The sequence below is a fragment of the Pseudomonas extremorientalis genome, assembly GCF_024584605.1.
Lineage (GTDB): Bacteria > Pseudomonadota > Gammaproteobacteria > Pseudomonadales > Pseudomonadaceae > Aquipseudomonas > Aquipseudomonas extremorientalis.
This window is the reverse complement of sequence record NZ_CP089519.1, coordinates 138,701-162,517: the sequence shown is the minus strand read 5'-3', so window position 1 is coordinate 162,517 and position 23,817 is coordinate 138,701. Positions and strand designations below refer to the sequence as shown.

The window sequence follows — 23,817 nt, the reverse complement described above, 5'->3', positions numbered from 1 at the left end:
GGGCGTTGAATTACAGGTAGAAATCCAGGCGGAAATAGATCGGCGCTTCGCGCTCGGTCATCACGCCAGGTCGCTCCAGGGAGTGGGCAAAGGTCACGCTGGTGCTGACGTTTTTGCCGCGGGCGAACAGCTCGAGGGAGTTACTCGACACCCGGCCGTGCTGCTCATCGTTGTAGCGATCGTGGCGAATCACGCCCTGGTCATAGCCGACGCTGGCACCGTATTCGGCAAAGGCCGGGCGCATCCAGTCGAGGGTCACAGGGCGGGCCCAGCGCACTTCGTTGCGCCAGTAGCCGCCGCTGTCGCCGGTCAGTTGCTGGTCCTTGAACCCACGCACCGAGTACGAGCCGCCGAGGCTCATGCGTTGCGCCGGGTACAACACGTCTTCACTGCGCTGCCCGGTGGCCAGGCTGGAAAAACTCAACGATTCGCCCCACAGCGTGAAAGGTTGCAGGTAGCTCAACGTGGCGGTGTATTTGCGGTAGCGCGGGGTTGGGGTGAGGTTGCCGCGGATACGTTCCTGGTCATCCTTCTGGGCGTCAAAGGCACCGGTGCCGTTCTGCATGCCGACATCCAGGTTGACGAAGGCGCTGCCGATACGGCGTCCATGGTTGATGCCCACCTGGAACTCGCTGAGGCGGTTGCTGCTGACGTCCAGGCGCTCGTCGTTGAAGTAGTTGTTGGTGCGTAGATGGGTCAGGCCGACATTGACCGAGGTCTTGCTCACGTCATCGCGATGCACCACGCGCTCGGCACGCAACTGGTGGTTCTGGCTGTCGCCTGTCTGCTTGTACTTGTAGCCGTCAAGGTCGCCCGGCGTGCGGTAGTCGCTCTCGCTGTAGGTGTAACTGAAGTTCCACCAGCCCCACGGCACGTTGTAATACAGCATGCTGTTTTTCGAGGTTTTCTGGTGGTCGCTGATGGCGTCGTGACCACCGCGCAGGATCAGTTGATCGGCCAGGCCCAGGGGGCTGTCCCATTCCAGGCCTGCGCCCCATTGCTGTTCGCCGGTGCTTTTCTGCCCGTCGTTGTTACGCGACAGGCTGGCGCGCCAGGGCTTTTGCGGGGTGTTCTTGACCAGCACTTCACTGCCGCCGATCTGGCTGCCGGGGGTCAATTCCATCTGCGCCTGCCTGGACGGCAAGCGGCTGAGCTGGTCGACCAGTTGCTCGACCTCCCGCAGGTTCAGCGCCTCGCCGACCTTGCCAGGAAACGCCATGGCCAGTTCGCGGTCGGTGACGGTGCTACCCTGCGCGCCTTTCAAGCCTTCGAGTTTGCCTTCCACCACCAGCACCTGCAGGTGGCCACTGGAAAGGTCCTGTTGCGGCAGGTAGGCACGGCTGGTGACGCGGCCCTTGGCGATGTAGTAGTCGGTGATCACCTTGAGCAGCTCATTGAGCTGCGCCACGCCCAGGCATTGGCCGATGTAGGGTTTGAGCAGACGCGTGCGGTCGGCGCCGGACAGGCTGTCGGCGCCCTTGAGTTCGATGTCTTTGATCGGGAAGCAGCGGGTGTCGACCGGCGTGGCCGGGGCCTGGGGCTTTGCTTCTTTGCCAGGCAGGTCCTGGAGTTCTTCCAGGCGCCGACGCTGCTCTTCCAGAAGACGGTTCTGGCGGTCGCGGATCAGGTCCTGGTCCCCTGGCGTAGGGGCGGCCATGGCACTGTTCAGGCTCAAATAAGCGAGCAGGAAAGTGCACAGAAAGTACCGAGTCCGTGGCAATAATAAAGACATGTTCGATCCGTCGAAAATCAAGGGCCGGCAAACTAACATCGAACTTTCACCAACTCAAAAGACCGAGCTAGTTTCACATTCATACTAGTTATTCACGCAAGCATTTGATTAATAACAACTAAAAATAATCAATCAGATGAGCGGGCTGTCATCGGAAGTATTATTCCGACCAGCGGCAGCACTATTGATCACGATTCATCGGAGAACTTAGAAATTGCCATTAATTGGCCATCAAGTTCCTGCCGAGATAGGTTAGTACCGGGAAAAGCAGAAAAGTTCGCGGGTGTTTTGTGAATTGGATCCCATATGTCGGGATTAACCGAAGTCGTTCCCACGTTGCAATGGGAACGACCTTGCAGCGCACTGGCTCAGCTGGCGTCTTTGTTCTGGTCCTTGCCGGGCACCAGGGTCAGCCCCGGCTTTTCTACATCGCGGGAGACATGGGACTTCACACCCGCCACACCGCCCTCGTCGTCATTCTGGATGACCAACACCCCGGGTCGGCGCAACTGCTCCAGGTCCCCTTCACCGAGGCTGAAGCTCTCGCTCAGGCGCTTATCGCTGAGGGCGTTGCCCTCGGCACGGCGCTGGGCAAACTTGCGCCCCTTGCGTTGCTGGTAGCGCGCCCAAGTGACCAGGATCACGGCATTGAACAATGCAATCCACAGGTACACCTGCAGGGTATTGAGCGCAGCAAAAATCGGTGCCTCGATGCGCGGCCCACCGTGGGTTTCCAGCATCGAAGTGATCCCCCGCGCCAGCAGCCAGATCAACCCGGCCCAGGCCATCAGGGTCAACAGCACATCAATGATCCACATCACCAAACGTTGGCGGGTTCTGACCAGTTTCATGATCACGCCTCCTCTTCAATGGGTTTGATGCCGCGATCGGGGCTGACCCAGCGCGCACGCTTGCGATGCTGGTTGAACAGCACCTTGGGGAAACTGACCAGGGTGGTAAACAGGCTCACCAGCCAGAACACCATCGGGTACCACACCGTCCAGAACAGGGTTTTCCACAGGTCTTTTTCGTAGCGGCGGTCGATCATGATGCTCACCGCGAACTGCACCAGGCACACCATCGCCAATACCAGCCCGGTAAACGCCGGCGGTACCAGCGAGTCCACGGTAATGGCCGGTGGCAGCACCATGAATTTGCCGAGTACGTAGAAGATCACCGACAGCAGGAAGGTAAACGCCCAACCGGTGGAGAGGCAGTACTCAAACAACAGCGGCCACAGGTAGCGATGGCGCCATTGCCAGATGCCACGGATGTTCTTGAACAGCACTTCGGCACCGCCCTGGGCCCAACGCAGGCGCTGCTTCCACAGGCCGCCGACGGTTTCCGGCATCAGGATCCAGCACAGGGCGCGAGGCTCGTAGAAGATGCTCCAGTGATCGAGCTGCAGCTTCCAACTGACATCGATGTCCTCGGTGATCATGTCGGTGCTCCAGTAGTCGATGCGGTCCAGCGCCTTTTTACGGAACGCTACCACCACACCCGACACCGTGAAGATCCGGCCGAACACCCGTTGCGTACGCTTGATCAAGCCGATGATCGAAGAGAACTCGCCCACCTGCACTCGACCGATCAGCGTCGAACGCGTGCGGATGCGTGGGTTGCCGGTGACCGCACCCAGGCGCGGGTTGTCGAGCATCGGCGCGACCATGTAGGCGGCAGCGTTTTTGTCGAGCAACGCGTCGCCATCGATGCACACCAGGTATTCACTGCGCGCCGCCACGGCGCCCATGCGCAGGGCCACGGCCTTGCCCTGGTTCTGCGCCAGGTGCAGCACCCTTAGGCGTGGATGCTCCAATGCCAGGGCGTCGAGCACTGCGGCGGTGTTGTCCTTGGAGCCGTCATTGACCGCGATCACTTCAATGTTCGGGTACAACTGGCCCAACGCCGCATGGATGGTGTCGGCCGCGTTATCGCCCTCGTTGTAGCAAGGGATGATGATCGAGATCAGCGGGTTGCCGGCCAGGGTTGGTGCCGGAGTGTCTTCTTTCCACGGCCAATGGCGCTCCCAGTGCAGCCAGAAGTACAGGCCGCCCGCGATCCACAACGCCGACATGAACAGCGGGTAGAAGAACACAAAGTCCATCAGGAACTGCCCGGTGACCAGGAAGATCAGGCCCAGGGGCACACCCAATACCAATGCCAGCACGAATAAAGCCAGGATTCTATCGAACATGGTCAAGGGTTCCATTGGTTGGAAAGGGCCGGACGCACAGTCTTCAGGTCCGGGGAGTTTTCCAGGAAGTTGTCCGGGTAGTAGCCAAAACTCGTGACACCCTGGCGCTTGAGCACACCCATCCACTCAGCCATCTGTTGACTGTCGATATCCGGTGCGGCCTTGGTGCGCCAGTCTTTGGCTTGCAGTTCGAATACGGTGCGCTCCAGCGCGCCAGGGCGTGCCTTGACCGTCGCCACCAGCTTTTCCAGCCAGGCGTTGGAGGTTTTGTATTCCTGGCCTTCCATCAGCGGCATGGCCATGGGCGCGGTCCAGTCGTAGGTCTGGAGGAAGTCATCGAGGTTCTGCGCGAACCAGGCTTCGCTGCCTGGGTTGAGCATCGGCTCGGCGAAGATATTGCGCGCCGTCAGCAACTGCGGCCCTCCGATGGCGCGGACCTTGGCGGTCAGCTCCTTGGTGAAGTCGATCAGGTAGCGGCTCTTGAAGCGCGTCCAGCGTTGCATCACCGCAGGGTCGGCACGCAAGGCCTGAATCGTGCCCGGCAGGCCGCCGGCGACATAGGCCTTGAGCGCGGCAGGGCTGGCATCTTCGAAATCGTTGAACACCGCATCGTCGTGGTACAGCACGCCGTCGATGGCATTGTTGCGTGCCAGGTCTTCGTAGATTTCACCAATGATCTTGCGCACCTGCGGATCAAACGGCGACAGACGCTTGTATTGGTCCGGGTCGAGGCCGACCTGGCCGGTTTTCGGGTCCCAGCGCGTCACCCGTGGCAGCTTGGGGTCGAGGGCAAAGCTGAGCACCGGCATCCACGCGTACACAGCAGCATGAGCCCGGGTGTGCAACTGCCAGGAGACGCGGTTGAACAGGTCGGCACGTACCGGCAGATGACGGTTGGGGAAGTACAGTTCATGCACCAGGCCGTCGCCCTTGGGATCGGCGAAGGCTTGCAGGAACACGGTGCCCGCGCCCATGTCCACCACCCGCTGTACAAGCTGGTCGAGGTTGCGTGCCTGTTGGGCCGGGTCCGGGTCGTAGACGTTATCCAGGTCCACGTGCAACACGCGCAGCGGTGCCTTGGCTTGCGCCGCGACAATGCTGTTGGCGAAGTGCTCGCCATCCGGGTCGGACGCCACCAGGAAGCGCGGGCTGTTCATCAAGTCGGCAGAGCTGTCGAGACCATCTTCCAGGGTCAGGGCCATCTGGTAGCCCTGCTCGCCAATGATCGCCAGCGAGGTGCCCTTGGCAGCACCGTAAGGCCATACCCAGACGCGCGGTTTCTTGCCGGTGACGTTCTGGATCTTGTTGGAGATGGCTACGACGTCGGCACGCATGCGCGCATCGAACTGCGCCTGGCTTTCATAGCGGCCCGTCGCCGGATCAAAGCGCAGCGAGGTTGCCGCCGGCTCCAGGTTGCCCTGGGGGTTGGCCAGGATGCCTTTATGGTTGTTGTCGGTATGCGCGGCAATTTCCACCAGGCCCGACTGCGACACTTCGCGAATCTGCTGCCAGGTCAGGAACTCCCCACGCGGCCGTGGCTGGCCGGCGAAGTCCACCGGCTGGTTCATCGGCGTATCGATCCAGTAGCCCACTGGCGCCAGCAGCGCCGGCCAGCGATAGGCGCGCAGCACCGGCATCACCCGGGTGTAGAAACTGGAGTAGCCGTCATCGAAGCTGAGCATGATGGCTTTGGGCGGCAACGCCGGCCCACCGTTGCGCGCCGCCAGGATCTGGTCGACGCTGACCGCCTGGTAGCCGTTCTCGCGCAGCCAGGCCAACTGCTCGATCAAACGTTCGGTGCGCACCGCCACCACTGCCTGATCGGGGTCGCGATCCTCGACGTCGTGGTAGGCAATGCCCAGGAAATGGTTTTTCGGCCACGGCGCTTCGTTGGCCGGTGTCGGCCGCTCGGCGGGTGGGGTGAAAGGTGCGGGTTGCTGGGCGCAGGCACTGGCCAGCATTACACCCAGGATCAACAGGCAACGGCTGAAGACGGTCATGGTCAGGCTCTTCTAGAAACGGTAAGTGAGGTCGACGAGCAGACGCAGATCGCGTTCGCGATCACCGTCGTATGGTCGGCTGACCAGGCTCAGGTTGGCGCCGGCTTCCAGTACATCGTTCCAGCGAAAGCGTTGGCCGTAGCCCACCAGACCGATGCCACCGGTGGAATAGTCCCGCTGGCTGTAGGTACCCGCACCGACCTGGAACTGCTGACTCCACTGGGTCTCGTAGCGGTGATAGAGCACGTGGTTGATGTTGAGGACGGGCAACACGGTGAAGTCCGACTTCGGGTTGAAGTAGATCGTGTCTTCCTTGCTGTTGCGGCTGGCGCCGACTTCCAGGCCCAGGTCCACCTGCACTTTCGGCGAGCTGTAGAGGCCTTCGCGGCCACTGAGCAAGGCTTCGAAGCGGTCGTTGCCGTCGCTGAAATGGGAAGGGCTGAGGGTCAGTTTCCATTCACGGCTTTCGTTGGCGCGCCAGCGGATGAAACCGCTGCCGCCGTTGGCTGTGATCCCGTCATTCAATGCGCGCAGTGGCGTGGTGGATAGCAGGTAACCCAGGCTGCCGCCGTATTGCCAGTTGTCGTTGATGTCGCGGGCAATCGACACGGCGGCGCCTTGTTTTGAGCCATCGCCGTAGGAATGGTTGGAGACCTCGGCCTCAATGGTCATGTCGCGTGTGCGCCGCTCTACGCCAACCACTTGCCAACGATGCTGCCCGGTGCCCTCTTCGAACGTGGCGCGGGCATAGCCGGCACCGGCGAACAGGCGCCAGTCTTCGTCGATGGGTGGCGTGTAGAGGCGGCTTTCAATGCCCCAGTCACGGCTGCCCGAGACGGCACCGGCATCGCCGTTGTTACCGCCGCCGAAGCTTTTCCCGGTGTAGGCCTCGACCCGCAGCTCGGCCATGTCATGCACTTCGCGCAGGCGTTGCAGGCGCTGCACCTGGCGGTTGTCCGGGTTGCGGGCGACCACGTCGTCGGTGAGGATGTCGAGTTGACGCCATTCCTGCAGGTCCAGCGCGGTGAAGCCCTGGGACATTTCCAGGCCGATGTCGCGCGGGCTCTGCGCTTCGGTTTCCTTGAGCGAGCTTTCAGCGCGTCTAGGCCAATCGCGGGCGCGGTACATTTCCGCTTGCGCCAGACGCAGGCCGATGCTGCCAGGGGCCTTGCCCACCAACTCCTCCAGGGCCTTTTCGCTGGACGGCAGGTCGGCGCCATAGGTGCCGGCCTGTGCGGACAATTGTTGGGCGTCCATCCACTCATCGTTCGGGTTGCCGATCGGCAGCCCCTTGAGTTCAACCCGGGGCTTCTGGGTGTCGGCCAAGTGCTTGGCGACCGCACGCGCTTCATCCACCTGGTCGTTTTCGAGCAAGGCGTAGAACAGCGCGGTGGTGTCTTCTACACGGTCGCCCAGGTCCGCATCGGGAGCATCCAGCGCCTCGCGGTACAACGGCGCGGCCTTTTCCGGCAGACGCTGATCGAGGTAGGACGCGGCCACCCAACGCTTGGCATAGGTGGGCAAGCGCACACCTTCGGCCTGGAGGGTCTCGTATTCGCGGATCACCTCTGCGGTACGCGCCCGTGCCTTGAGCGCGCCCAGGCGGTCGATGCGCCAGATCACCACGTCGTCATGGGCGGTGCCGTCAGGGGTCCAGCGAGCAAGGAGCCTGTCGTAGTCCTGCAGCGCACGGTCGGCGATGACATAGCGTTCTTTCTCGGTACGCGTTGCGAACTCGGCGATGCGCACACGCTCGGCGGCCAGGTCACCTTCGAGGCGACGCTGGGTCACCGGGTCGACAAGCCCCGGACGCTGGGCCGAGAGACGCAACGCCGGCTGCGGCAGACGGGCCTTTTGCAGGGCAACCACGTATTCGCGGGCGACCTCAGGCTTGTCGCCGGCGCGGATAAAGGCCTGGTCGAATTCAAACAGCGCGTCGTACTGCAAGCCTGCACGGGTCAGCGCGTAGCCCAGCGCCATCCGGCGGTTGGGATCGTCGGGCTTGGCAGCCACCAGTGCGCGTGTGCGTTGCACCGCTGCGTTGGCTTTGCCACCGTCAGCCTCGGTGAGGGCCAGGCCCAATTGCAGGTCAATGTTATTCGGCTCACGCAGCAGCGCCTTGCGATAGACCGCTTCGGCCTGCGCCCACTGCTTCTGGTTACGATACGTGCGCGCAACCGTGGCCAGCGCCTGGGCGGTCAGGTTGCGATTCTGCCCCTGGGCCTCGTAAACCTTCAGCACCTCGGCATCCTGGCCGGCCCAACCGGCGATCACCAGGTGGTCACTGATCTGGCCTGGCGTCTGGCGCTCGGCTGGCAATTGGCGCAATTGAGTCAGGGCGGGGGTGAAGTTGCCGTTGCGCGCCTGGATGATCAGGGCGTCATAGGCCGGGTCGGCCATGGCGAAAGTGGGCATCAGCAACTGGCTGCACAAGGTTACCCCGATGAGCAGCCGCAACCGGCCTGAGGCACTGAGTGGGAGTGTTCGCAGCATATCGTGAGCTTCCTTACACACGGAAAGCTGTAACGATAGGTGGTCCTGAGCGGTTTGCATCAGGGTGTCGGCGTCTCGTGACCCGACCTAGCTTTCCTGTAGGAACTATCCCCGACGCGTGGATGGAAAAGGACAAGTCATAACAATTGTTCAGAATTGCACTGCAAATCTGAAATACGAATGGGGGAGCAGGGTTAGCTGCGATAGAGGGTTGCCAGTCGACATAGGTGTCGACGGTTTGACCTTTATCGCAGCTAACCCCGCTCCCCCATTTTTTATTTCAGGGCGATGACGAAATTTTTACTGCGCGCCGCCAACCGCACCGACTTTGGACATCACGAAGCTGATGAATTGCTCGACGGTCATTTTCTGGCCGTTGAAAGTCACTTCATTGTTGGCGTAGTGCAGCTTGGACACCACATCGCTGCCCACCAGGGTTGCCAGCTGCGTACCCACGGCCATGCCGCTGACCATTTCGCTGGCCATCTGGGATTGCTGCTCGATGGCTTTGGGATCGGTCACACCGCCGACCTGCGCTTGCAGGGCGGCCACGTCGGCGATCATCGGCTTGGACAGGGTCAGGTTGGCGTCCAGCAGCGAGACCATCTGCTTGCCCAGTTCAACCGGCGGCAGCTCCATGGAGGTCGGTTTGGCCAAGTCCAGCACCAGGTTGAATTTGCTCTCGCCGTGGGTGGTTTTCAGCGACAGGTTTTCCAGCGCCAGGTGCGGCTTGGCAGCCAGCAACTGGTTGACGTTGGCTTCGGCCAGGGCCTGCTCGGCTTCGGTCAGTTGCAGCTCCGGCACCGGTTGTCCGGCAGCGGCAGCGGCTTGCACCGGCTGCATCTTGTCCTGGTACAGCTTGGTCAGCACCAGGCCCGAAGGCACATCGATGTTCTTCAGGCTCAGGGCCATGGCGGCAGAGCCGACCGGTTTGCCTTGGTAGCCGATCTCGTCGATCTTGTAATCGACGCGGCCGGCCATGTTGTTGTCTTTGACTTCGCTGGAGTCTTTCTGCTCGAAGCCCTTGAGGGTCAGCACGGCTTTCTGCGGGCCGAAGGTGACTTTGGTGTCGCTCAGCTCGATGGTGTTCTGCCCGGTGTAGAAGCCGAAGGTGGATTTCTCCAGGTTGCTGGCCACGGTCAGGCCGGCGAACTCAGCGTCGAATGGCGCACCATTGGCGTCGACAACGGCCAGTTTGAGGCTGTTCACGTAGCCATCCACCTTGACCTTCTTGCCTTCGGCAGTGCTGTCGAAATCCAGGTTGAGGCCGGAGAAGTCCACAGAGGACGTTTCGTCCTTGAACGCCAGGGGCAACAGTTCGAGATTGCCGTTCACCGAACGGCTGTAGCCGATATTGGCCACGCCTTTGAGCGGCGATACATCTTTGGCGGCAGCGAACCACTTCTCGGTGGTGGCGTTCTTTTCCAGTGCATAGTGACTGGTGGCCATGACCGGCAGCCATTTCAACGACACCAGGCGCGAGAACGGCAGCGGGCCGTGTTCGATATGGTCGACAATCAGCAGCTCGGGGTTCGGGTTCTGTTCGCCGAAGACCGAGCCCTGGCCCTTGAGGCGATAGTGCGCGGTACTGCTGAACAGGCCACGGTCCAGGGACACCAGCTCCAGGGAAACGGTGCCGTCGACGCCGGCCATGGAGCGTTGCAGTTCCTTGTTGGCGTCCTGCACGGCCGTTTGCAGCACCGGCTCCAACTGCTTGCCGGTGTACCAGGCACCGCCTGCACTGACGACGCCCACGGCGACAACAAAACCCAAAAGAACGACTGCTGGCTTATTCATGAAGTGACCTGATCAAATCCTGTGAGAAGTGGGCTGTCTTCCTTGAACCCCGAGGGGATTGGCTCAAGCCCGCCGAAAACGGGGGAAGATTAGCACTGGGGGCCGCGAACGGCCCAGCTTTTCAGAGGGATCAGTTCAGCAGTAGTTCAGGAGTACTCCAACTCAATTTCATCCAACTGGTGGTCAAAACTCTTCAGCCGCGCCGTCCAGGTGTACACCAGCACCTCAAACTCGCGGTGTATCACGGCGTTGCCGGGGGTATCGGCCTTGGGGTCGCAGAAGTCCAACTGGTAGCGCTCGCGGGCCATTTGCGTGGCTACGTCGGACAATTCCCGCGCGTTATTCAGCCAGTGCCTACCTTCGGCAACTTGTTTATCGAGCGCCACGCACTGTTTTTTCAGGACTTCGAGGCTTTTTTCCAGGGGGGTGCCGGTGAGGTCGCCCATGACTTCCTGGAAGGTACGCCCCGGCTGCCAATAGCTGCCCCAGAAATAGCGGTCGAACACCGTCTCGACCCGGCGCAGCGCGACCTTGGTGTCCCAGATCGCGACACGGGTCTTGCCCTGTTCGAGGAGCTTTCGCTTCACCCGCTGATTTTGGTAGGAGGCCCATGCCACCACACCGATGGACAGGGTGCCGATCACCAGACAGGCGCTGTCGAGAAACACCATGGCCTTGTCGAGTTGGTGAGCCAGCATGACGCCGTAGAAATAAGCAGCCGATAACAGCACCAGTGCGAAGAGCACGCACCAGAAAGCGGGAGCATAAGGGTTTTTCATTATTGGAATCCCCATGAGCAAACGCGAGCAGTGTCAGGTGGAGCGTCACGGCGCCCCACCTGACCAAGCATAGCTTTTAGCTCAGGGTTTGCCGGGCTGTGACGCTTGCGTTCGTCCGCTTTCCCAGCCGCCGCCCAGGGCCAGGAACAGATCGATCTGGCTCATGGCAACCTGGGTGTTGGCCGCCGCCAGCTGGGCGCGCACATCGGTATAGGTGCGGGTGGCTTGCAGGTCGGCCAGGAACGACGCGCGACCGGCCTGGAAGAAGCGATGGGTCTGGCCCGCCGCTTCCTTCGCCGACTCGCCGGCCTCATTCAGGGCATCACGGCGTTGCAGTTGCGCGGCGTATTGCGCCAGGCCGGTCTGGGTTTCGCGGATGGCATTGAGCACCACGCCGTCGAAGTGGGCCAGGGCGCCCTGGGTGGCGGCTTCGGCTTCGTGGATGCGTGCGCGGGCGCCGTTGGTCGGCACCGTCCAGCTGATCATCGGGCCGAAGCCCCAGCGGTTGGTGGGCGCCGTGCCCAAGTCGTCCAGTATGCCGACGGTGCCGACGGTGGCGCCGATGCTGATATCCGGGTACAGCGCAGCGGTGGCCACACCGATACGCGCCGTGGCGGCGGCCAGTTGGCGTTCGGCCTGGCGCACATCGGGGCGGCGCTTGAGCAGCGCAGCGCCATCGCCCACCGGCAGCAATTGCGCGATATGCGGCAGCTCGGCGCAAGTGCCGGTGCCGGCCGGCAATTGATCCACCGGCTTGGCCAGCAGCATCGACAGGCGGAACAGTCCGGCCTGGCGCGCTGCTTCGTAGCGCGGCATGTCGGCGCGCAGGGATTTGTATTGGGTCTGCGAACGGGTGACCTGGGTTTCATCGCCCCGCCCGGCGTCGCGCAGGCGTTGGGTCAGCTGGGTGCTCTGGGCTTGCAGATCGAGGGACTCGTTGGCGATGGCCAGCTCTTCATTGGCTGCGCACACCTGGGTGTAGGAACGCACGACATCCGCCACCAGGGTGATGCGGGCGATGTCGGCAGCGGCCTGAGCCGCATCCGCGTTGGCCTGGGCGCTTTCGATACCGCGCTGCAAGGCGCCGAACAAATCGAACTGGTACGAGGTGGTGATCCCCACGCTGCCGATGTTGGCCACCGGGACTTTTTCCGTCAGCAAAAACGCTTCACCGGATTCCTGCAGACGCTGGGCCTCGGCCTTGGCGCCCGCGCTCCAGCCGCCCGCGGATTCAGCTTCCTGGGTCTGGAAACGCGCGCGCTGCAGGTTGGCGGCGGCCACCCGCAAGTCGGTGTTGGAGGCCATGGCCTGGCGCACCAGCTCATCCAGGCGCGGGTCCTTGTACAGCTTCCACCAGTCGGCCGGCACCGGGGCCGAGACGACGTTGCCACCCTCGCCGGCAATCTGCCCTTGCAGGTCGCTCCGGTTGATGGCGGACTTTTCCGGCAGCGTGTAATCCGGCCCCACCACTTGGCAGGCCGACAGCAGCAACCCCAGCGTAGCGGTGGCCAGCAGCTGCTTCATGGCTTGTCTCCGTCTTTAACCTTGTCGCCGATGATCGAGACGGTGGCCGTGCGCCCGGCGATCATGCGGAAGTCCGCCGGCACATCGTCAAAGGCGATACGCACCGGAATCCGCTGGGCCAGGCGCACCCAGCTGAACGCCGGGTTGACGTTGGGCAGCAGGTTGGAGCCGCTGCTGCGGTCGCGGTCCTCGATACCGGCGACTATGCTTTGCACGTGGCCATGCAGGCGGGCGTTGTCGCCGATCACCCGGATGTCCACGCCCATGCCGACATGGATACCGTCGAGCTTGGTTTCTTCGAAATAGCCGTCGATATGGAACGAATTGCTGTCCACCACCGACAGCACCGGGCGCCCGGCGGTGACGAACTCCTGGGTGCGCGGCGCACGGTCGTTGACGTAGCCGTCCACGGGGCTGCGGATCACCGAGCGGTCGAGGTTCAGTTGCGCGGAATCCACCGTCACCTGGGCTTCGGCCAGGGCCGACTGGGCACGGGCCACGCGGGATTGGCTTTCTTCCAGTTGCTCGCTGGGCACCAGGTTGCCCAGGCCTCGGTTACGCTTGTACTCGCGCTGGGCCTGGGCCAGGGTTTCCTGGCGGTCGGCCACGGCGGCCTGGGCTTGGCGCAAGGCCAGCTTGAAGCGGTCCTGATCGACGGCGAAGAGCACCTGGCCCTTGGTCACCAACTGGTTGTCGTGCACGTCCACGCGCTGGATCAGCCCGGACACGTCCGGAGCGATCTGCACGATGTCGGCACGGATGTGGCCGTCACGGGTCCAGGGGGCAAACATGTAGTACATGACCATGCGCCACACCACGACGACCGCGAACGTCACGATCAACAACGTGAGGACTACACGGCCGATGGTCAAAAAAGGTTTTTTCATGTCATCAGGTATCGACTGAGTGAGTCCACCGCGCCCAGCAACAGCGCGTACAGCCCCACATTGAACAATGCCCGGTGCCAGACCAGGCGATAGAAGTGGAGGCGGGTCAACAACCCGTGCACCACCAGGAACAACACATACGTAATGCCCATCAGCACCAGCAGCGTGGGCAGGAACACCCCGCTGATATCCAGATCACCGATCATAAAGGCGCTCCATCAGGCAGCGGCGCTTGCATCTCAGTGCCGCCAATGAACTCCACACCCGGCAGCAACGCCAGGCGCAAACCGGCCAGCGCGTGCAGCAAGTGCAGGCGGGTGTCGTCTTCGTCTTGCAGGCCTTGGCCGTTGAGGGCACGGCGCGTGCGGTCCAGGGTCATCAGCAGACCGCTGGGCGCGGGCAAGCGTTCACCGGCCTTGAGACACGCCTTGAAGTAGCCGCCTACGCCTTCCACCACTTGGTTGAGCAACACCCGTGGCACGCCGAGGATGCGCGGCGAGTAGGCCAGCAAATCGAGCAGGTTCAGCGCCACGCGCAAATCGCGCAGGGCGGTGCCGGTGTCCTGGTTGATCAGGGCCAGGCGCGGCAGGTGTTGCATCAGGCGGTCGAGCATCTGCACGGCCATGTGGCGGTGTTCGGCCAGGGTCGCGGGTTCGGTGAGGCTGACGATGTCGCGCCAGCTGAAACGAGTCAGGCGCTTGGCCGCCAGCTCGGCGCCGAAAGGCCGCGCGATCAGCGTCCACACAAAGGCGAACAGCAGGCCCACCGGCCCGGCCAGGTTGACGTTGGCGAAGTTGAGGAAGTCGGCGTCGTAAGCACCCTGGATGCTGATGAACGACGAGGTGTTCACCAGCGTCAGCAACATGCCCAGGTAGAAACGCGGCTGTACGGTGAGCGTGCCGATGCAGATGAACGGCACCGCGAAGGCCAGCACCAGCATCGGAAAGTCGTGCAGATTGGGCAGCACCAGGAACAGATAGAGACTGGCGAACAACACCGACATGGCGGTCCAGAAAAAGAACCGGTAGATCTGCGGCGCCGGGTCGTCCATCGAGGCAAAAAAGCTGCAGGCGACGGCGGCCAGGATCACCGCACTGCCGCCGTCGGTCCAGCCGAGCAGGATCCACAATACCGACGCGACAATGATCGCGGTGACGGTGGAAAACGCCGAGTAGAACATCAGCCCGCGGTCGAGGAACGGCGTGAGCCGGCCCAGGCGCCAGTGGCGGTAGACGGCGCGCCAGGTGTCCTGGCTTTCGCACTGGATGGCGGCTTGCAGGCTGCGGCAGTCCTGCCACAGGTCGATCCACTCGGCCAGACGATACAGCGCATTGGAGAACAGCAGCGTGTGACGCTCGTCGAGCGCTTCGCCGCTGGGCTGCAGTGCGTCGACCTGATCACGCAGGACGCGCCAGCGTTCCATTGGCGCCGCTTCTTGGGTGTCCTCCAGCCACTGGCTGGTCGCTTCCAGCAGCGGCGTGATTTTATCGAGGAACTCGGGCGCGCGATGTTCGATGGCATAGAGCGCGTCGTCGAGGGCGTCCACCACCGGCAGCAGGTGAATCATGCGCCCGCGCAGCTCCTTGGTATTGCGCACCGTCTGCGGCCGTGCGCCTTCGTGAGGCAACTGGCCGATCATCAATTCGAGGGTATTGAAGGTGGCGACCATGCCGCCGCGCAAGGTGCTGATTTCTTCAGGCGCCACATTGCGCGTGATAAAGCGTTGGCTGTAGACCTGGGCATCGGCAAACCACTTGGCCACCGAGCCATCGAACACCGGCATCAGCCGGCGCGGCCAGAACATCGCACCCACCACCGCCGCTACGGCGATACCGAGGAAGATTTCTTCGGTACGCGCTTCAGCGACATCCCAGACAGCCAGGGGATTATCCACCACCGGCAAGGCGATCAACGGCAAGGTGTAGCCGGCGAGCATCAGCGCGTAGTTGTTCGCCGTGCGCAAATGCATCGACAGGAACAGCAAAGTGCCCGTCCACAGGGCAATCACCACCACCAGCATGTAGGGCGACTGCACGAACATCGGCACGAACAGCACGGCCGCCGCCGCGCCCATGAAAGTGCCGATGGCACGGTACAGCGCCTTGGAACTGGTCGGGCCGACAAACGGGCTGGAAACGATATACACCGTGGCCATCGCCCAGTACGGACGTGGCATTTGCATAAGCATGGCGATGTACAAGGCAATCATCGAGGCCGCGAAGGTACGCACCCCGTAGAACCAATCACGAGCGGGCGGGAAACCGGTAAAAAATCCGTTCAAAGCGACGCTGCCTCGAAAGCACGCAGCACACGCAGCGCGGCTTCCATATCACCTTGGGTCATGTCGGCCAGCACTTCCTTGCGCAGGCGTACCAACTGCACTTCCACCGCCTGTACCAACTCGCGGCCACGCTCGGTGAGGCTGAGGGACTTGGCGCGACGGTCGTGGATGTCTTCGGTACGGCACACGTAACCGTCGGTGCACAGCCGGTCGAGCAAGCGCACCAGCGACGGGCTTTCCATCCCCGAGGCCTGGGCCACTTTGACCTGGTGCACACCGTCGCCCAGGCGACCGATCATCAACAACGGCACGGCGCAGGCTTCGGAGATGCCATAGCTCACCAGCGTGGTCTGGCAGATTTTGCGCCAATTACGGGCGCCCACCACCATGCTGCTGCTGAGGTTCATCTGGAGTTGTTCGAGGGATTGAGGCACTGGATAGTTCGCATACAGTTAGTTTGCTAACTATCAATATGATGGGTGAAGCCAGATGCGTCAAGTTTTGAAACAATTTTGCGGATGGGTGGTGGGCGGTAGCGGTAAGTAAAGCGGGTCCTGGGGGCCGGTGCTGAATTCCCGCCATCAACCCCATGGCCCGTGCGTCAGAAAAAGTTCACTAACGCGGAAAAACCTCAGATTTTTTTAACCTTCACCAGATTTTTTCAACTTTTGCCCTTTCTGCTAAGTTTTTTGCACCCCTCGCCCACCCCGCAACATCAGATTCAACTCATCCACCACTTCTGCCCAATCCGCATCTTCCAGAATCTCCTCGCGCAAAAACGCCTTCTGGCTGTCCGTCCAGAAAAACGCATCCGCCAGGTTCAGCTCCGGCTTGAGCGGTGAATGCACCGCCACGAATTTCTCGATACTCACCGGGTCATCGGGCAGCCCGAGCTGTTTGAACAGTGATGGCAAGCTATGTACGGGCGATTGCATGACGGGCTCCTGATAGAAAAGCATTTACCCAGTCTAGCGGCAGCCCTCGGGTTGCGCCGACGGGACGTTGCACAACACGAACAAGCGCGCCCTGGCGCCTCCGCCATCCTGGCGACTGAGTTCGCGCCAGCCTTCGGGCAGCGGGGCGAATTCGTCCGGCGCTTCATTGCTGCTGATCAGCCACACACGGCGGGTTTCGGCGGGCAGTGCCGACAGGCGGTCGAGGTAGATGCGTCCGCCGTCCTGGTCCACCAGGGTGCCGAAACCATAGGCATTCGGCCGGGTTGAGGTGCCATCCGGCTTAGGTGGGGTGTAGAGCTGCAATTGGGCATCGGTCTGGTCGTAATACACATAGCTCAGGTACCACAACATGTCGCTGAGGACGATGCGGTCGTCTTCCTGGTAATTGCGGTTGACGAACTCCACCGGCACATTGAACTGGTCGTGCTCATCCACGGTGAAATTGTTCTTCAATCCCACCAGCTCGACGCCGACGAATAGCACAAACAATGCCGCTCCCAGCAGTGCAAACCGCGACGGCAGACGATCAATGGCCATCGCCAGCAGGATCGGCAAGCCCAGGGCGTACACCGTCAGGTAACGTTCGATAAACACCGGGGAAATAAACGACACGCCGTAGACCAGCAGCAGTGGCAACAGGAAAAAAAGCAACAACAGGCTGGCCGGTCGGTGACGTTCGCGATCGCGCCAGGCGGTAATGACAACCACCGCCACCAGCAGCAGCGGAAACAGCCAGAACAGCGGCGCCCAGAAGCCGACGCCTTCATCCTGCAGCACGAACTGCCAGATCATCGACGGCAGGGAGAACAGGCTGACGGGATCCTCCCAACCGATGTCGCCCCCCACCTTGAGCTGTTCGACATGCTGCACCAGGTCCAACAGGTTCGGCAGCCACGGCAGGTACAACAGCACAATCGCAGCGTTGGCCGCCCACCAGGCCGGACGCGTGATCAGGCGCTGGCCTCGCGGCGCCGTGCCACACAACACACCCAGGTAAGCCCAGTGCACCAGCACACAGAGCGCGGTGAAGTAGTGGGTGTAGAAACCGGCACTCATCAACACGACATACGCCGCCAGATAACGCGTGCGCTCGGGCTGGCGCACCCAGTACACCAACGCCAGCGTGGCGCCCAGCAGCCACACGCCGAGCAGCGAATACATGCGCACTTCCTGGCTGTAGCGTACCGCCGTCGGCAATAGCGCCAGCAGGATCCCCGCCAGCACCGCCGCCCGGCGGGTGGAGAGTTGCCGGGTCAGCCAGACGCCCAGGCCCACGGCGACCACACCGGGAATGGCGCTCATGCCGCGAATCGACCAGATGCTGTCGCCGAACAGCTCGATCCAGCCGCGCAGCAGGAAAAAATACAGCGGTGGGTGCACGTCGTGTGCGGCGTGGAACCACAGGTCGCCCACGGCGTATTCGCTGAGCAGCAGGCTCGAACCCTCGTCACCCCAGATCGCCGACGCCGTCAGGTGGTAAAACCGCAGGGCCATGGCCAGCGCCAGGATCGGCAACCACCAGAGACCGCTGATCCAGCCGGCACCTTCCCACGTGAGGCGATTGAGTGCCGGTAACGTCCCGACCTTTTCGTTTTGCTCTACCACAGACCGACGCACCTCAATTCCCCTGATTGCCCAAGCGCAAACACCGCCACTCTAGGACAAAAGCCCAGGATCCGCCGCTGGAATCGGACAAATCAGCAATTTGTGCAGGGCTTCTCCGAAGCAACCGCAGGAACAGGCTATTATTGCGCCCCTCCAAGGACTCAGGATCAAGGACACGTCATGCGCATCGGTTTTCTGTCACCCCTGGCACTGGCATTGCTCGCCGGTATTTCCCTACAGGCTCAGGCCAGTTCCGACGACTCGTGCTACCCCGACTGGCGGGTTTCGCGTGACAGCCTCGATTCGTGCAGCAACCTGCCTTTCCTCAGCCCCGGCAACGACAGTCGCGTCAACCTGCGCCTGCTGCTGGCCGATAAAAACGCGGCGCCCCTGGCACCCAATGCCTTGAGCGAAGACGATCTGTCCCAGGGCTTTGGCGCGGTGCCCTTCCCGGTCTACCGCCTGGCGCCGATTCCGAGCACCAACGAAGAACCGGATAACAAGCCCGACGACTCGCGCACTGCCGAACTGGACGCGCTGCTCCAGCCCCTGGGCATCAAGCGTGACGAGTACAAAACCGCCGGGGAAGAGTTTCTGAGTGGCGAAGGCAGCCGCTGCCGCAGCAACGACGATGACAGCGCCACCGCGTTCATCAGCCAGGTGACCAAGGCCGACATGCCGGCGGCCGAACGCGAGTTGCTGGTGAAGGCGCGCTTGCAGTTGCTGACGACCTGCTCCTGGGAAGGCCAGGTAGTCGACGCCCAGCAGATCCAGTCCGCCGATGGCCAACTGTTGCGCACTTACCTGCAAGCCGCTGCCGACTTCTACAGCGGCCGTTTCGGCGATGCCGAACGGGGGTTTGCCGCCGCCAGCTCCAGCCCTCTGCCTTGGCTGAAGGAAACCGCGCTGTACATGACGGCACGCACGTCCTTGAACCTGGCCCAGGCCGAGGCCTTCGACGAATACGGCATGCCGCAACTCGCGCGTGTGGACAAGTCGGCCTTGAACGACGCCGAACAAGGTTTTCTCGGCTATCTGAAGACTTATCCACAAGGCGTTTACGTGGCCTCCGCCCGAGGCCTGCTGCGCCGGGTTTATTGGCTGGGGGATAACAACAGCAAGCTTGCCGAGGCCTACGCCTGGGCCATGACCCAGGCCACTGACACACAGCGCAATGTGTCGGTGGATGAGCTGGTGGAGGAAGCCGACCTCAAGCTGCTGATGGTCAACAGCGAGACTGTCTCCACACCGATGATCCAGTTTGTCAGTGACTTGATGGTGATGCGCGGCGGCAACCAGCCCGCCCTCTCCCGCGCCGATCTGGAAAAACAAAAAGCCGCGTTCGCCAGTGCGCCGGACTTGTATGACTACCTGCTGGCGGTCAACGCGCTGTACAGCGAGCATCAACCGGACGCCGCCCTGAAGCTGTTGCCGCAAAGCGTGCCGTCGAACCTGAATTACTTCGCCTTCAGCCAACAGACCCTGCGCGCACTCGCCCTGGAAGAGAAAAAGGACTGGAAAGGCGCCGAAGCGCTCTGGCTGCAACTGCTGCCCCTGGCGAAATTGCCGCTGCAACGCGATCAGGTGGAACTGGCCCTGGCGATGAACTACGAACGCAGCGGCCAGTTGGCCAAGGTGTTCGCCGCCGACTCGCCGATCAGCGCCAAGCAGGTGCGTTACATCCTGCTGCGCAACGTCGCCGGCCCTGAGTTGCTGCGCCAGCAGATCGCCCAGGCCAGCGACCCGCTGGAACGCCAGACCGCACAATTCGTGCTGCTCTACAAAGACCTGTTGCGCGGCCAGTTCGCCACCTTCGCCGAGGACCTCAAGCAACTGCCGGCCAGCGCCCCGGAAGACAAGCTGGGCACCAGCCTGGGCTACGTCTACAGCGCCAGCCAGACCTTGAAACTGTTCCAGTGGAACGGTGACAAAGCCGAGTCCGGCTACGCCTGCCCGAGCATCGCGCAGATCGCCGCAACCTTGCAGGCCGATGCCAAAAACCCACAGGGCCTCAACTGCCTGGGCGAGTTCATCCTGCGCAACGGCCTGGACGGCATGCCGCTGGAACAGGCACGCGCCGCCGGCAGCCTGGGCAGCACCGCGTCGGACTTCAAGGGTGAAACCTTCTCGCGCCTGGACGGCTACAAGCAAGTGATCGGCAACGCCAAGGCGCCGAAGAACGACAAAGCCTATGCATTGTTCCGCGCCATCAACTGCTACGGGCCATCGGGCTACAACAGCTGCGGCGGCGTCGAGGTGGAGCCGGCCGTGCGCAAGGCGTGGTTCCGCCAGTTGAAAACCGGCTTCGCCGACACCCAGTGGGGCAAGTCCCTGCAGTACTACTGGTGAAGCACCTGTGGCTCGGCTTGCTGTTGCTGGCAAGCCCGGCCTTCGGCGCTGTCAACGCCCGCGACTATGACGCTTTCTGGCTGTGGAGTGGCGTCACCCCACAGCCGGTACTCAAGCAGGCCAAGACCCTGTATATCCTCCAGGGCCAGATCAACTCGACTCGCCGCGCCCCTCAGCTCGGCGTGCGGATGATCGCCCAGGGCATCAGCGTGCCGCGCCTGACCCAGGGCGACATCTGGATCGTCTACCGCGCTCACACCCTGCGCTGGCCCGAGCCGGTCTACAGCCAACTGCTCGGTCAGGTGCAACGCTGGCGCGACGCGGGCAACCCGGTGGTCGGTATCCAGATCGACTTCGATGCGCGCACCCAATACCTGCACGAATATGCCGGGTTCCTGCGCGACCTGCGCCAGCGGTTGCCAGCCGACCTGCGCCTGAGCATCACCGGCCTGATGGACTGGAGCAGCAACGCCGACCCGGCCGCCATCGCCCAACTCAAAGGTGTAGTGGATGAGGTGGTGGTGCAGACGTACCAGGGGCGCCATAGCATCCCGGATTACGCGGCGTACTTGCCACGCATGAATCGGCTGGGGCTGCCGTTCAAGATCGGGTTGATTCAGGGTGGAGAGTGGGAAGCGCCGGGGTATTTGCAGGGGAGCGAGTGGTTTCGGGGGTACGTGGTGTTTTTGCAGAATCCCTAACCTGAGCCGCACCCACCGTTCGCAACGGATACACCGATTCCCATCCTCCGCCCAACGCTTTATACAAGCCAACCATCGCCAGAGAGACGCCGGTCGAGCTTTCGACCCACTGCTCCTGTGTGGCCAACAGTGCGCTTTGCACGGTGAGGACGTTGACGAAATCCACCACGCCTTCCACGTACTGCTGCTGCGCCGTGCGCAGGGCAATCCGGTTCTGGCGCACGGCTTCGGCCAGGCTGTCGCGGCGCAATTGGCTGGCGTTGTAGCGGGTCAACTGGTCGTCGATCTCATGCCAGGCGCGCAGCACGGTTTGCTGGTAGGCGAGCGCCGCTTCCTGTTGCTGGGCTTCGCGCAGGTTCAACATGCCTTGCAGGCGCCCGCCGTTGAACAGCGGCAGGCTGAACTGCGGGCCGAAGGCAAAGGCACGGGAGCTCCAGGAACCGAAGTCCGAGAGTTGCATGGCCTGGGAGCCGAGGCTGCCGGACAAGGTAATGCGCGGGTAGAAGTCGCCCTTGGCCACGCCGATGCTGGCGGTGGCGGCGTGCAGGCGGGCCTCGGCCTGGCGGATGTCCGGGCGGCGTTCGGCCAGTTCCGAAGGCAGGCCGATCGCGACCTGGCGCTGGGTTTGCGGCACGGCAGCGTCCTTGGACAGTTGCGCGTGCAGCGCTTGCGGCGGCGCCCCCATCAACAGGCTGAGGGCGTTGATCAGTTGGTCCTGGCGCTGTTGCAGATCCGGCAGGCGCGCCTCGATGGCGGCGACCTGGGCGGCGGCTTCGGCGACATCCAGGTCGGTGGCCACGCCGTCGGCCAGGCGCAATTGCGACAGCTTGAGGCTGTGACGGGCGACGTCGAGGTTCTGTTCGGTGACGGCGCGGGTGTTCTGCACGCCGCGCAGTTGGATGTAGTCCTGGGCGGTCTCGGCGAGTACCGACAGCAGCACGGCGCGGCGGTCGTCTTCGGCGACTTGCAGGGTGGCGTCGGCGGCTTCGGTTTCGCGTTTTACCCGGCCCCAGAAATCCAGCTCCCAGGAGGCGGAGAAGCCCGCGTCCCACTGGTTGAACGCCGCACGGCCGTTCTCGCCGGACGGGTCGCTCAGGCCTTGGCCACTGTTGCGTTTGCGCTGGTAAGCCCCCGTCGCATCAACCTGGGGGTAGCGCTCGGCGGTCGTCACCTGGCGTACCGCCCGGCTTTGTTGCAGACGGCTGCTGGCCAGTTTCAGGTCAAGGTTATCGGTGAGCGCACGGCGTGTAAGGGCCGAAAGCTGCTCGTCGTGGAACACATCCCACCAGCGTTCCTGCAAAGGATCACTGACGGCGCGGCTGGCTGCCTGGCGCCCCTGTGGCTCGCTCCATTGCGTCACTTGCGGGCCCTGCGGCGTGTGGAAATCCGGGCCGACCGTGCAGGCGCTCAGGCTGATGAGGCTCAAGGTGAGCCAGGCAACTCGCTTCATTGCTGGGCCACCTCACGCTGCTGCGCGACCGGGCGGGTGTCGACGCTGGCTTCCACCGACATGCCGACACGCAGGCGTTCGATGTGGGCCTGGTTGGGTTCGAGGACGATCTTCACCGGGATGCGCTGTACCACTTTGGTGAAGTTGCCGGTGGCGTTATCGGGCTTGACCGAGGCGAAGGTCACCCCGGTTGCAGGCGCGAGGCTTTCAAGATGACCGTTGAGCAACTCGCCGTCCAGGCTGTCGACACGCACCTGCACCGCTTGACCGGCGTGCATGTGGGAAAGCTGGGTTTCCTGGAAGTTGGCCACCACGTAAGCCTCCTCCAGCGGCACGACCGCAAGGATCTTGCTGCCCGGTGTGACATAGGCGCCCACCCGCACCGCCCGCTCGCCGACCATGCCATCCACCGGCGCGACGATGCGCGTATACGACAGTTGATAACTGGCCAGTTCCAGCGCGGCCTGGGCACGCTTGAGCCCCCCTTCGGCGGCATCGCGCTGGGCGGTGAGGATTTCCACTTGCTTGCGCTCGGCCGCCAGCACCGCCGTAGCGTTGGCCAGGCGTGCGGTGGCCTGGTCGATGCGGGTCTTGGCTTGCTGGGCGTTCTGCACGGTGCCGGCACCGACACCGGCGAGGTGGTTGTAGCGGTTCAGTTCGTGTTCGGCAAAGGCCATTTCGGCGCGATCCGCTGCAACGGTGGCCTGGGCCTGGGCGATCACCGAGCTTTGGCGCTCCAGGGTCGCGGTGGCGTTTTTCAGTTGGGCCTGGGCGACCAAGGCGTCGGCATCGGCAGCCTGGGCAGCGGCGCGGAAGTCGCGGTCGTCGATCAGCGCCAGCAGTTGGCCGGCCTTGACGCGCTGGTTGTCTTCCACCAGCACCTCCTTGATGAAGCCGGCCACACGCGGCGCCACCAGGGTGAAGTCAGCGGCGACGAAGGCGTCGTTGGTGGTCTGGCGCTTGCTGCCCAACACGCCCGGCGCGACCAGGTACATCAACACACCCACGGCAACTATGGCGATGACGGCGACGGCGATTCTATCTTTGCGTTTCATGAACAGTCCTTTCA

Annotated in this window: 18 protein-coding genes; 2 read left to right on the top strand and 16 right to left on the bottom strand. The window is 62.7% G+C overall.

Annotated features, from left to right (window positions below; translation table 11 throughout):
• Positions 1–10 precede the first annotated feature (10 nt).
• The 14 genes from LUU92_RS00750 to LUU92_RS00685 all read right to left on the bottom strand — a co-directional run bounded on the left by LUU92_RS00750 (position 11) and on the right by LUU92_RS00685 (position 18,260).
• Positions 11–1,732, bottom strand: a complete 1,722-nt coding sequence (locus LUU92_RS00750) for a ShlB/FhaC/HecB family hemolysin secretion/activation protein (RefSeq protein ID WP_093121866.1) — start codon at positions 1,730–1,732, stop codon at positions 11–13.
• 368 nt (positions 1,733–2,100) lie between these two features.
• Complete coding sequence (pgaD, locus tag LUU92_RS00745; RefSeq protein ID WP_071489608.1) at positions 2,101–2,583, bottom strand: poly-beta-1,6-N-acetyl-D-glucosamine biosynthesis protein PgaD; 483 nt, start codon at positions 2,581–2,583, stop codon at positions 2,101–2,103.
• 2 nt (positions 2,584–2,585) lie between these two features.
• Entirely contained in the window at positions 2,586–3,926 is a 1,341-nt protein-coding gene (gene pgaC, locus LUU92_RS00740) for a poly-beta-1,6-N-acetyl-D-glucosamine synthase (protein ID WP_071489607.1), read from the bottom strand.
• A 2-nt stretch (positions 3,927–3,928) separates the two neighbouring features.
• A complete protein-coding gene (gene pgaB, locus LUU92_RS00735; protein WP_257103002.1) occupies positions 3,929–5,926 on the bottom strand; it encodes a poly-beta-1,6-N-acetyl-D-glucosamine N-deacetylase PgaB in 1,998 nt (665 codons plus the stop codon).
• 12 nt (positions 5,927–5,938) lie between these two features.
• A complete protein-coding gene (gene pgaA, locus LUU92_RS00730; protein WP_257103001.1) occupies positions 5,939–8,419 on the bottom strand; it encodes a poly-beta-1,6 N-acetyl-D-glucosamine export porin PgaA in 2,481 nt (826 codons plus the stop codon).
• Between the two features lie 300 nt (positions 8,420–8,719).
• Positions 8,720–10,216 (bottom strand): YdgA family protein, encoded by a 1,497-nt coding sequence (locus LUU92_RS00725; protein WP_071489604.1) that lies wholly within the window; start codon positions 10,214–10,216, stop codon positions 8,720–8,722.
• Positions 10,217–10,362: 146 nt separating this feature from the next.
• Positions 10,363–10,995, bottom strand: coding sequence for an NADH:ubiquinone oxidoreductase subunit N (locus LUU92_RS00720; protein WP_092248747.1), 633 nt, complete (start codon positions 10,993–10,995; stop codon positions 10,363–10,365).
• Positions 10,996–11,076: 81 nt separating this feature from the next.
• Complete coding sequence (locus tag LUU92_RS00715; protein ID WP_257103000.1) at positions 11,077–12,519, bottom strand: efflux transporter outer membrane subunit; 1,443 nt, start codon at positions 12,517–12,519, stop codon at positions 11,077–11,079.
• A complete protein-coding gene (locus LUU92_RS00710) occupies positions 12,516–13,406 on the bottom strand; it encodes an efflux RND transporter periplasmic adaptor subunit (RefSeq protein WP_058425808.1) in 891 nt (296 codons plus the stop codon). The genes LUU92_RS00715 and LUU92_RS00710 overlap by 4 nt, the downstream gene beginning before the upstream one ends.
• A complete protein-coding gene (locus tag LUU92_RS00705) occupies positions 13,403–13,612 on the bottom strand; it encodes a DUF1656 domain-containing protein (RefSeq protein WP_010214247.1) in 210 nt (69 codons plus the stop codon). The genes LUU92_RS00710 and LUU92_RS00705 overlap by 4 nt, the downstream gene beginning before the upstream one ends.
• Positions 13,609–15,687, bottom strand: a complete 2,079-nt coding sequence (locus tag LUU92_RS00700; protein WP_071489602.1) for an FUSC family protein — start codon at positions 15,685–15,687, stop codon at positions 13,609–13,611. The genes LUU92_RS00705 and LUU92_RS00700 overlap by 4 nt, the downstream gene beginning before the upstream one ends.
• A complete protein-coding gene (locus tag LUU92_RS00695) occupies positions 15,684–16,094 on the bottom strand; it encodes a MarR family winged helix-turn-helix transcriptional regulator (RefSeq protein WP_058425810.1) in 411 nt (136 codons plus the stop codon). The genes LUU92_RS00700 and LUU92_RS00695 overlap by 4 nt, the downstream gene beginning before the upstream one ends.
• Positions 16,095–16,367: 273 nt before the next feature.
• Positions 16,368–16,622 carry a DUF2789 domain-containing protein gene (locus LUU92_RS00690; RefSeq protein ID WP_058425812.1) on the bottom strand — a complete coding sequence of 85 codons (255 nt, stop codon included), beginning with the start codon at positions 16,620–16,622 and terminating at the stop codon, positions 16,368–16,370.
• A 33-nt stretch (positions 16,623–16,655) separates the two neighbouring features.
• Positions 16,656–18,260: a glycosyltransferase family 39 protein gene (locus LUU92_RS00685; RefSeq protein ID WP_222540737.1), complete on the bottom strand. Its 1,605-nt coding sequence runs from the start codon at positions 18,258–18,260 to the stop codon at positions 16,656–16,658.
• Positions 18,261–18,428: 168 nt separating this feature from the next.
• Between LUU92_RS00685 and LUU92_RS00680 the strand changes: the two genes are divergently transcribed.
• Both LUU92_RS00680 and LUU92_RS00675 read left to right on the top strand, forming a co-directional pair.
• A complete protein-coding gene (locus LUU92_RS00680) occupies positions 18,429–20,597 on the top strand; it encodes a PA5441 family protein (RefSeq protein ID WP_257102999.1) in 2,169 nt (722 codons plus the stop codon).
• Positions 20,594–21,298, top strand: a complete 705-nt coding sequence (locus LUU92_RS00675) for a DUF3142 domain-containing protein (protein ID WP_257102998.1) — start codon at positions 20,594–20,596, stop codon at positions 21,296–21,298. The genes LUU92_RS00680 and LUU92_RS00675 overlap by 4 nt, the downstream gene beginning before the upstream one ends.
• Here the strand turns inward: LUU92_RS00675 and LUU92_RS00670 are convergent.
• On the bottom strand, positions 21,198–22,748 hold the full coding sequence (locus tag LUU92_RS00670) for an efflux transporter outer membrane subunit (protein WP_257102997.1): 1,551 nt from the start codon (positions 22,746–22,748) through the stop codon (positions 21,198–21,200). The genes LUU92_RS00675 and LUU92_RS00670 overlap by 101 nt on opposite strands.
• On the bottom strand, positions 22,745–23,803 hold the full coding sequence (locus LUU92_RS00665) for an HlyD family secretion protein (RefSeq protein ID WP_257102996.1): 1,059 nt from the start codon (positions 23,801–23,803) through the stop codon (positions 22,745–22,747). Before LUU92_RS00665 ends, LUU92_RS00670 begins: the two co-directional genes overlap by 4 nt.
• Positions 23,804–23,817 lie beyond the last annotated feature (14 nt).

Bases quoted from the DNA above. Each gene is read 5' to 3' on its own strand.
- LUU92_RS00710 (WP_058425808.1), bottom strand. From the start codon at position 13,406: ATGAAAAAACCTTTTTTGACCATCGGCCGTGTAGTCCTCACGTTGTTG.
- LUU92_RS00680 (WP_257102999.1), top strand. From the start codon at position 18,429: ATGCGCATCGGTTTTCTGTCACCCCTGGCACTGGCATTGCTCGCCGGT.
- LUU92_RS00690 (WP_058425812.1), bottom strand. From the start codon at position 16,622: ATGCAATCGCCCGTACATAGCTTGCCATCACTGTTCAAACAGCTCGGG.
- LUU92_RS00670 (WP_257102997.1), bottom strand. From the start codon at position 22,748: ATGAAGCGAGTTGCCTGGCTCACCTTGAGCCTCATCAGCCTGAGCGCC.
- LUU92_RS00695 (WP_058425810.1), bottom strand. From the start codon at position 16,094: ATGAACCTCAGCAGCAGCATGGTGGTGGGCGCCCGTAATTGGCGCAAA.
- LUU92_RS00725 (WP_071489604.1), bottom strand. From the start codon at position 10,216: ATGAATAAGCCAGCAGTCGTTCTTTTGGGTTTTGTTGTCGCCGTGGGC.
- pgaB (WP_257103002.1), bottom strand. From the start codon at position 5,926: ATGACCGTCTTCAGCCGTTGCCTGTTGATCCTGGGTGTAATGCTGGCC.
- LUU92_RS00705 (WP_010214247.1), bottom strand. From the start codon at position 13,612: ATGATCGGTGATCTGGATATCAGCGGGGTGTTCCTGCCCACGCTGCTG.
- pgaD (WP_071489608.1), bottom strand. From the start codon at position 2,583: ATGAAACTGGTCAGAACCCGCCAACGTTTGGTGATGTGGATCATTGAT.
- LUU92_RS00665 (WP_257102996.1), bottom strand. From the start codon at position 23,803: ATGAAACGCAAAGATAGAATCGCCGTCGCCGTCATCGCCATAGTTGCC.
- LUU92_RS00715 (WP_257103000.1), bottom strand. From the start codon at position 12,519: ATGAAGCAGCTGCTGGCCACCGCTACGCTGGGGTTGCTGCTGTCGGCC.
- LUU92_RS00720 (WP_092248747.1), bottom strand. From the start codon at position 10,995: ATGAAAAACCCTTATGCTCCCGCTTTCTGGTGCGTGCTCTTCGCACTG.
- pgaC (WP_071489607.1), bottom strand. From the start codon at position 3,926: ATGTTCGATAGAATCCTGGCTTTATTCGTGCTGGCATTGGTATTGGGT.
- LUU92_RS00750 (WP_093121866.1), bottom strand. From the start codon at position 1,732: ATGTCTTTATTATTGCCACGGACTCGGTACTTTCTGTGCACTTTCCTG.
- pgaA (WP_257103001.1), bottom strand. From the start codon at position 8,419: ATGCTGCGAACACTCCCACTCAGTGCCTCAGGCCGGTTGCGGCTGCTC.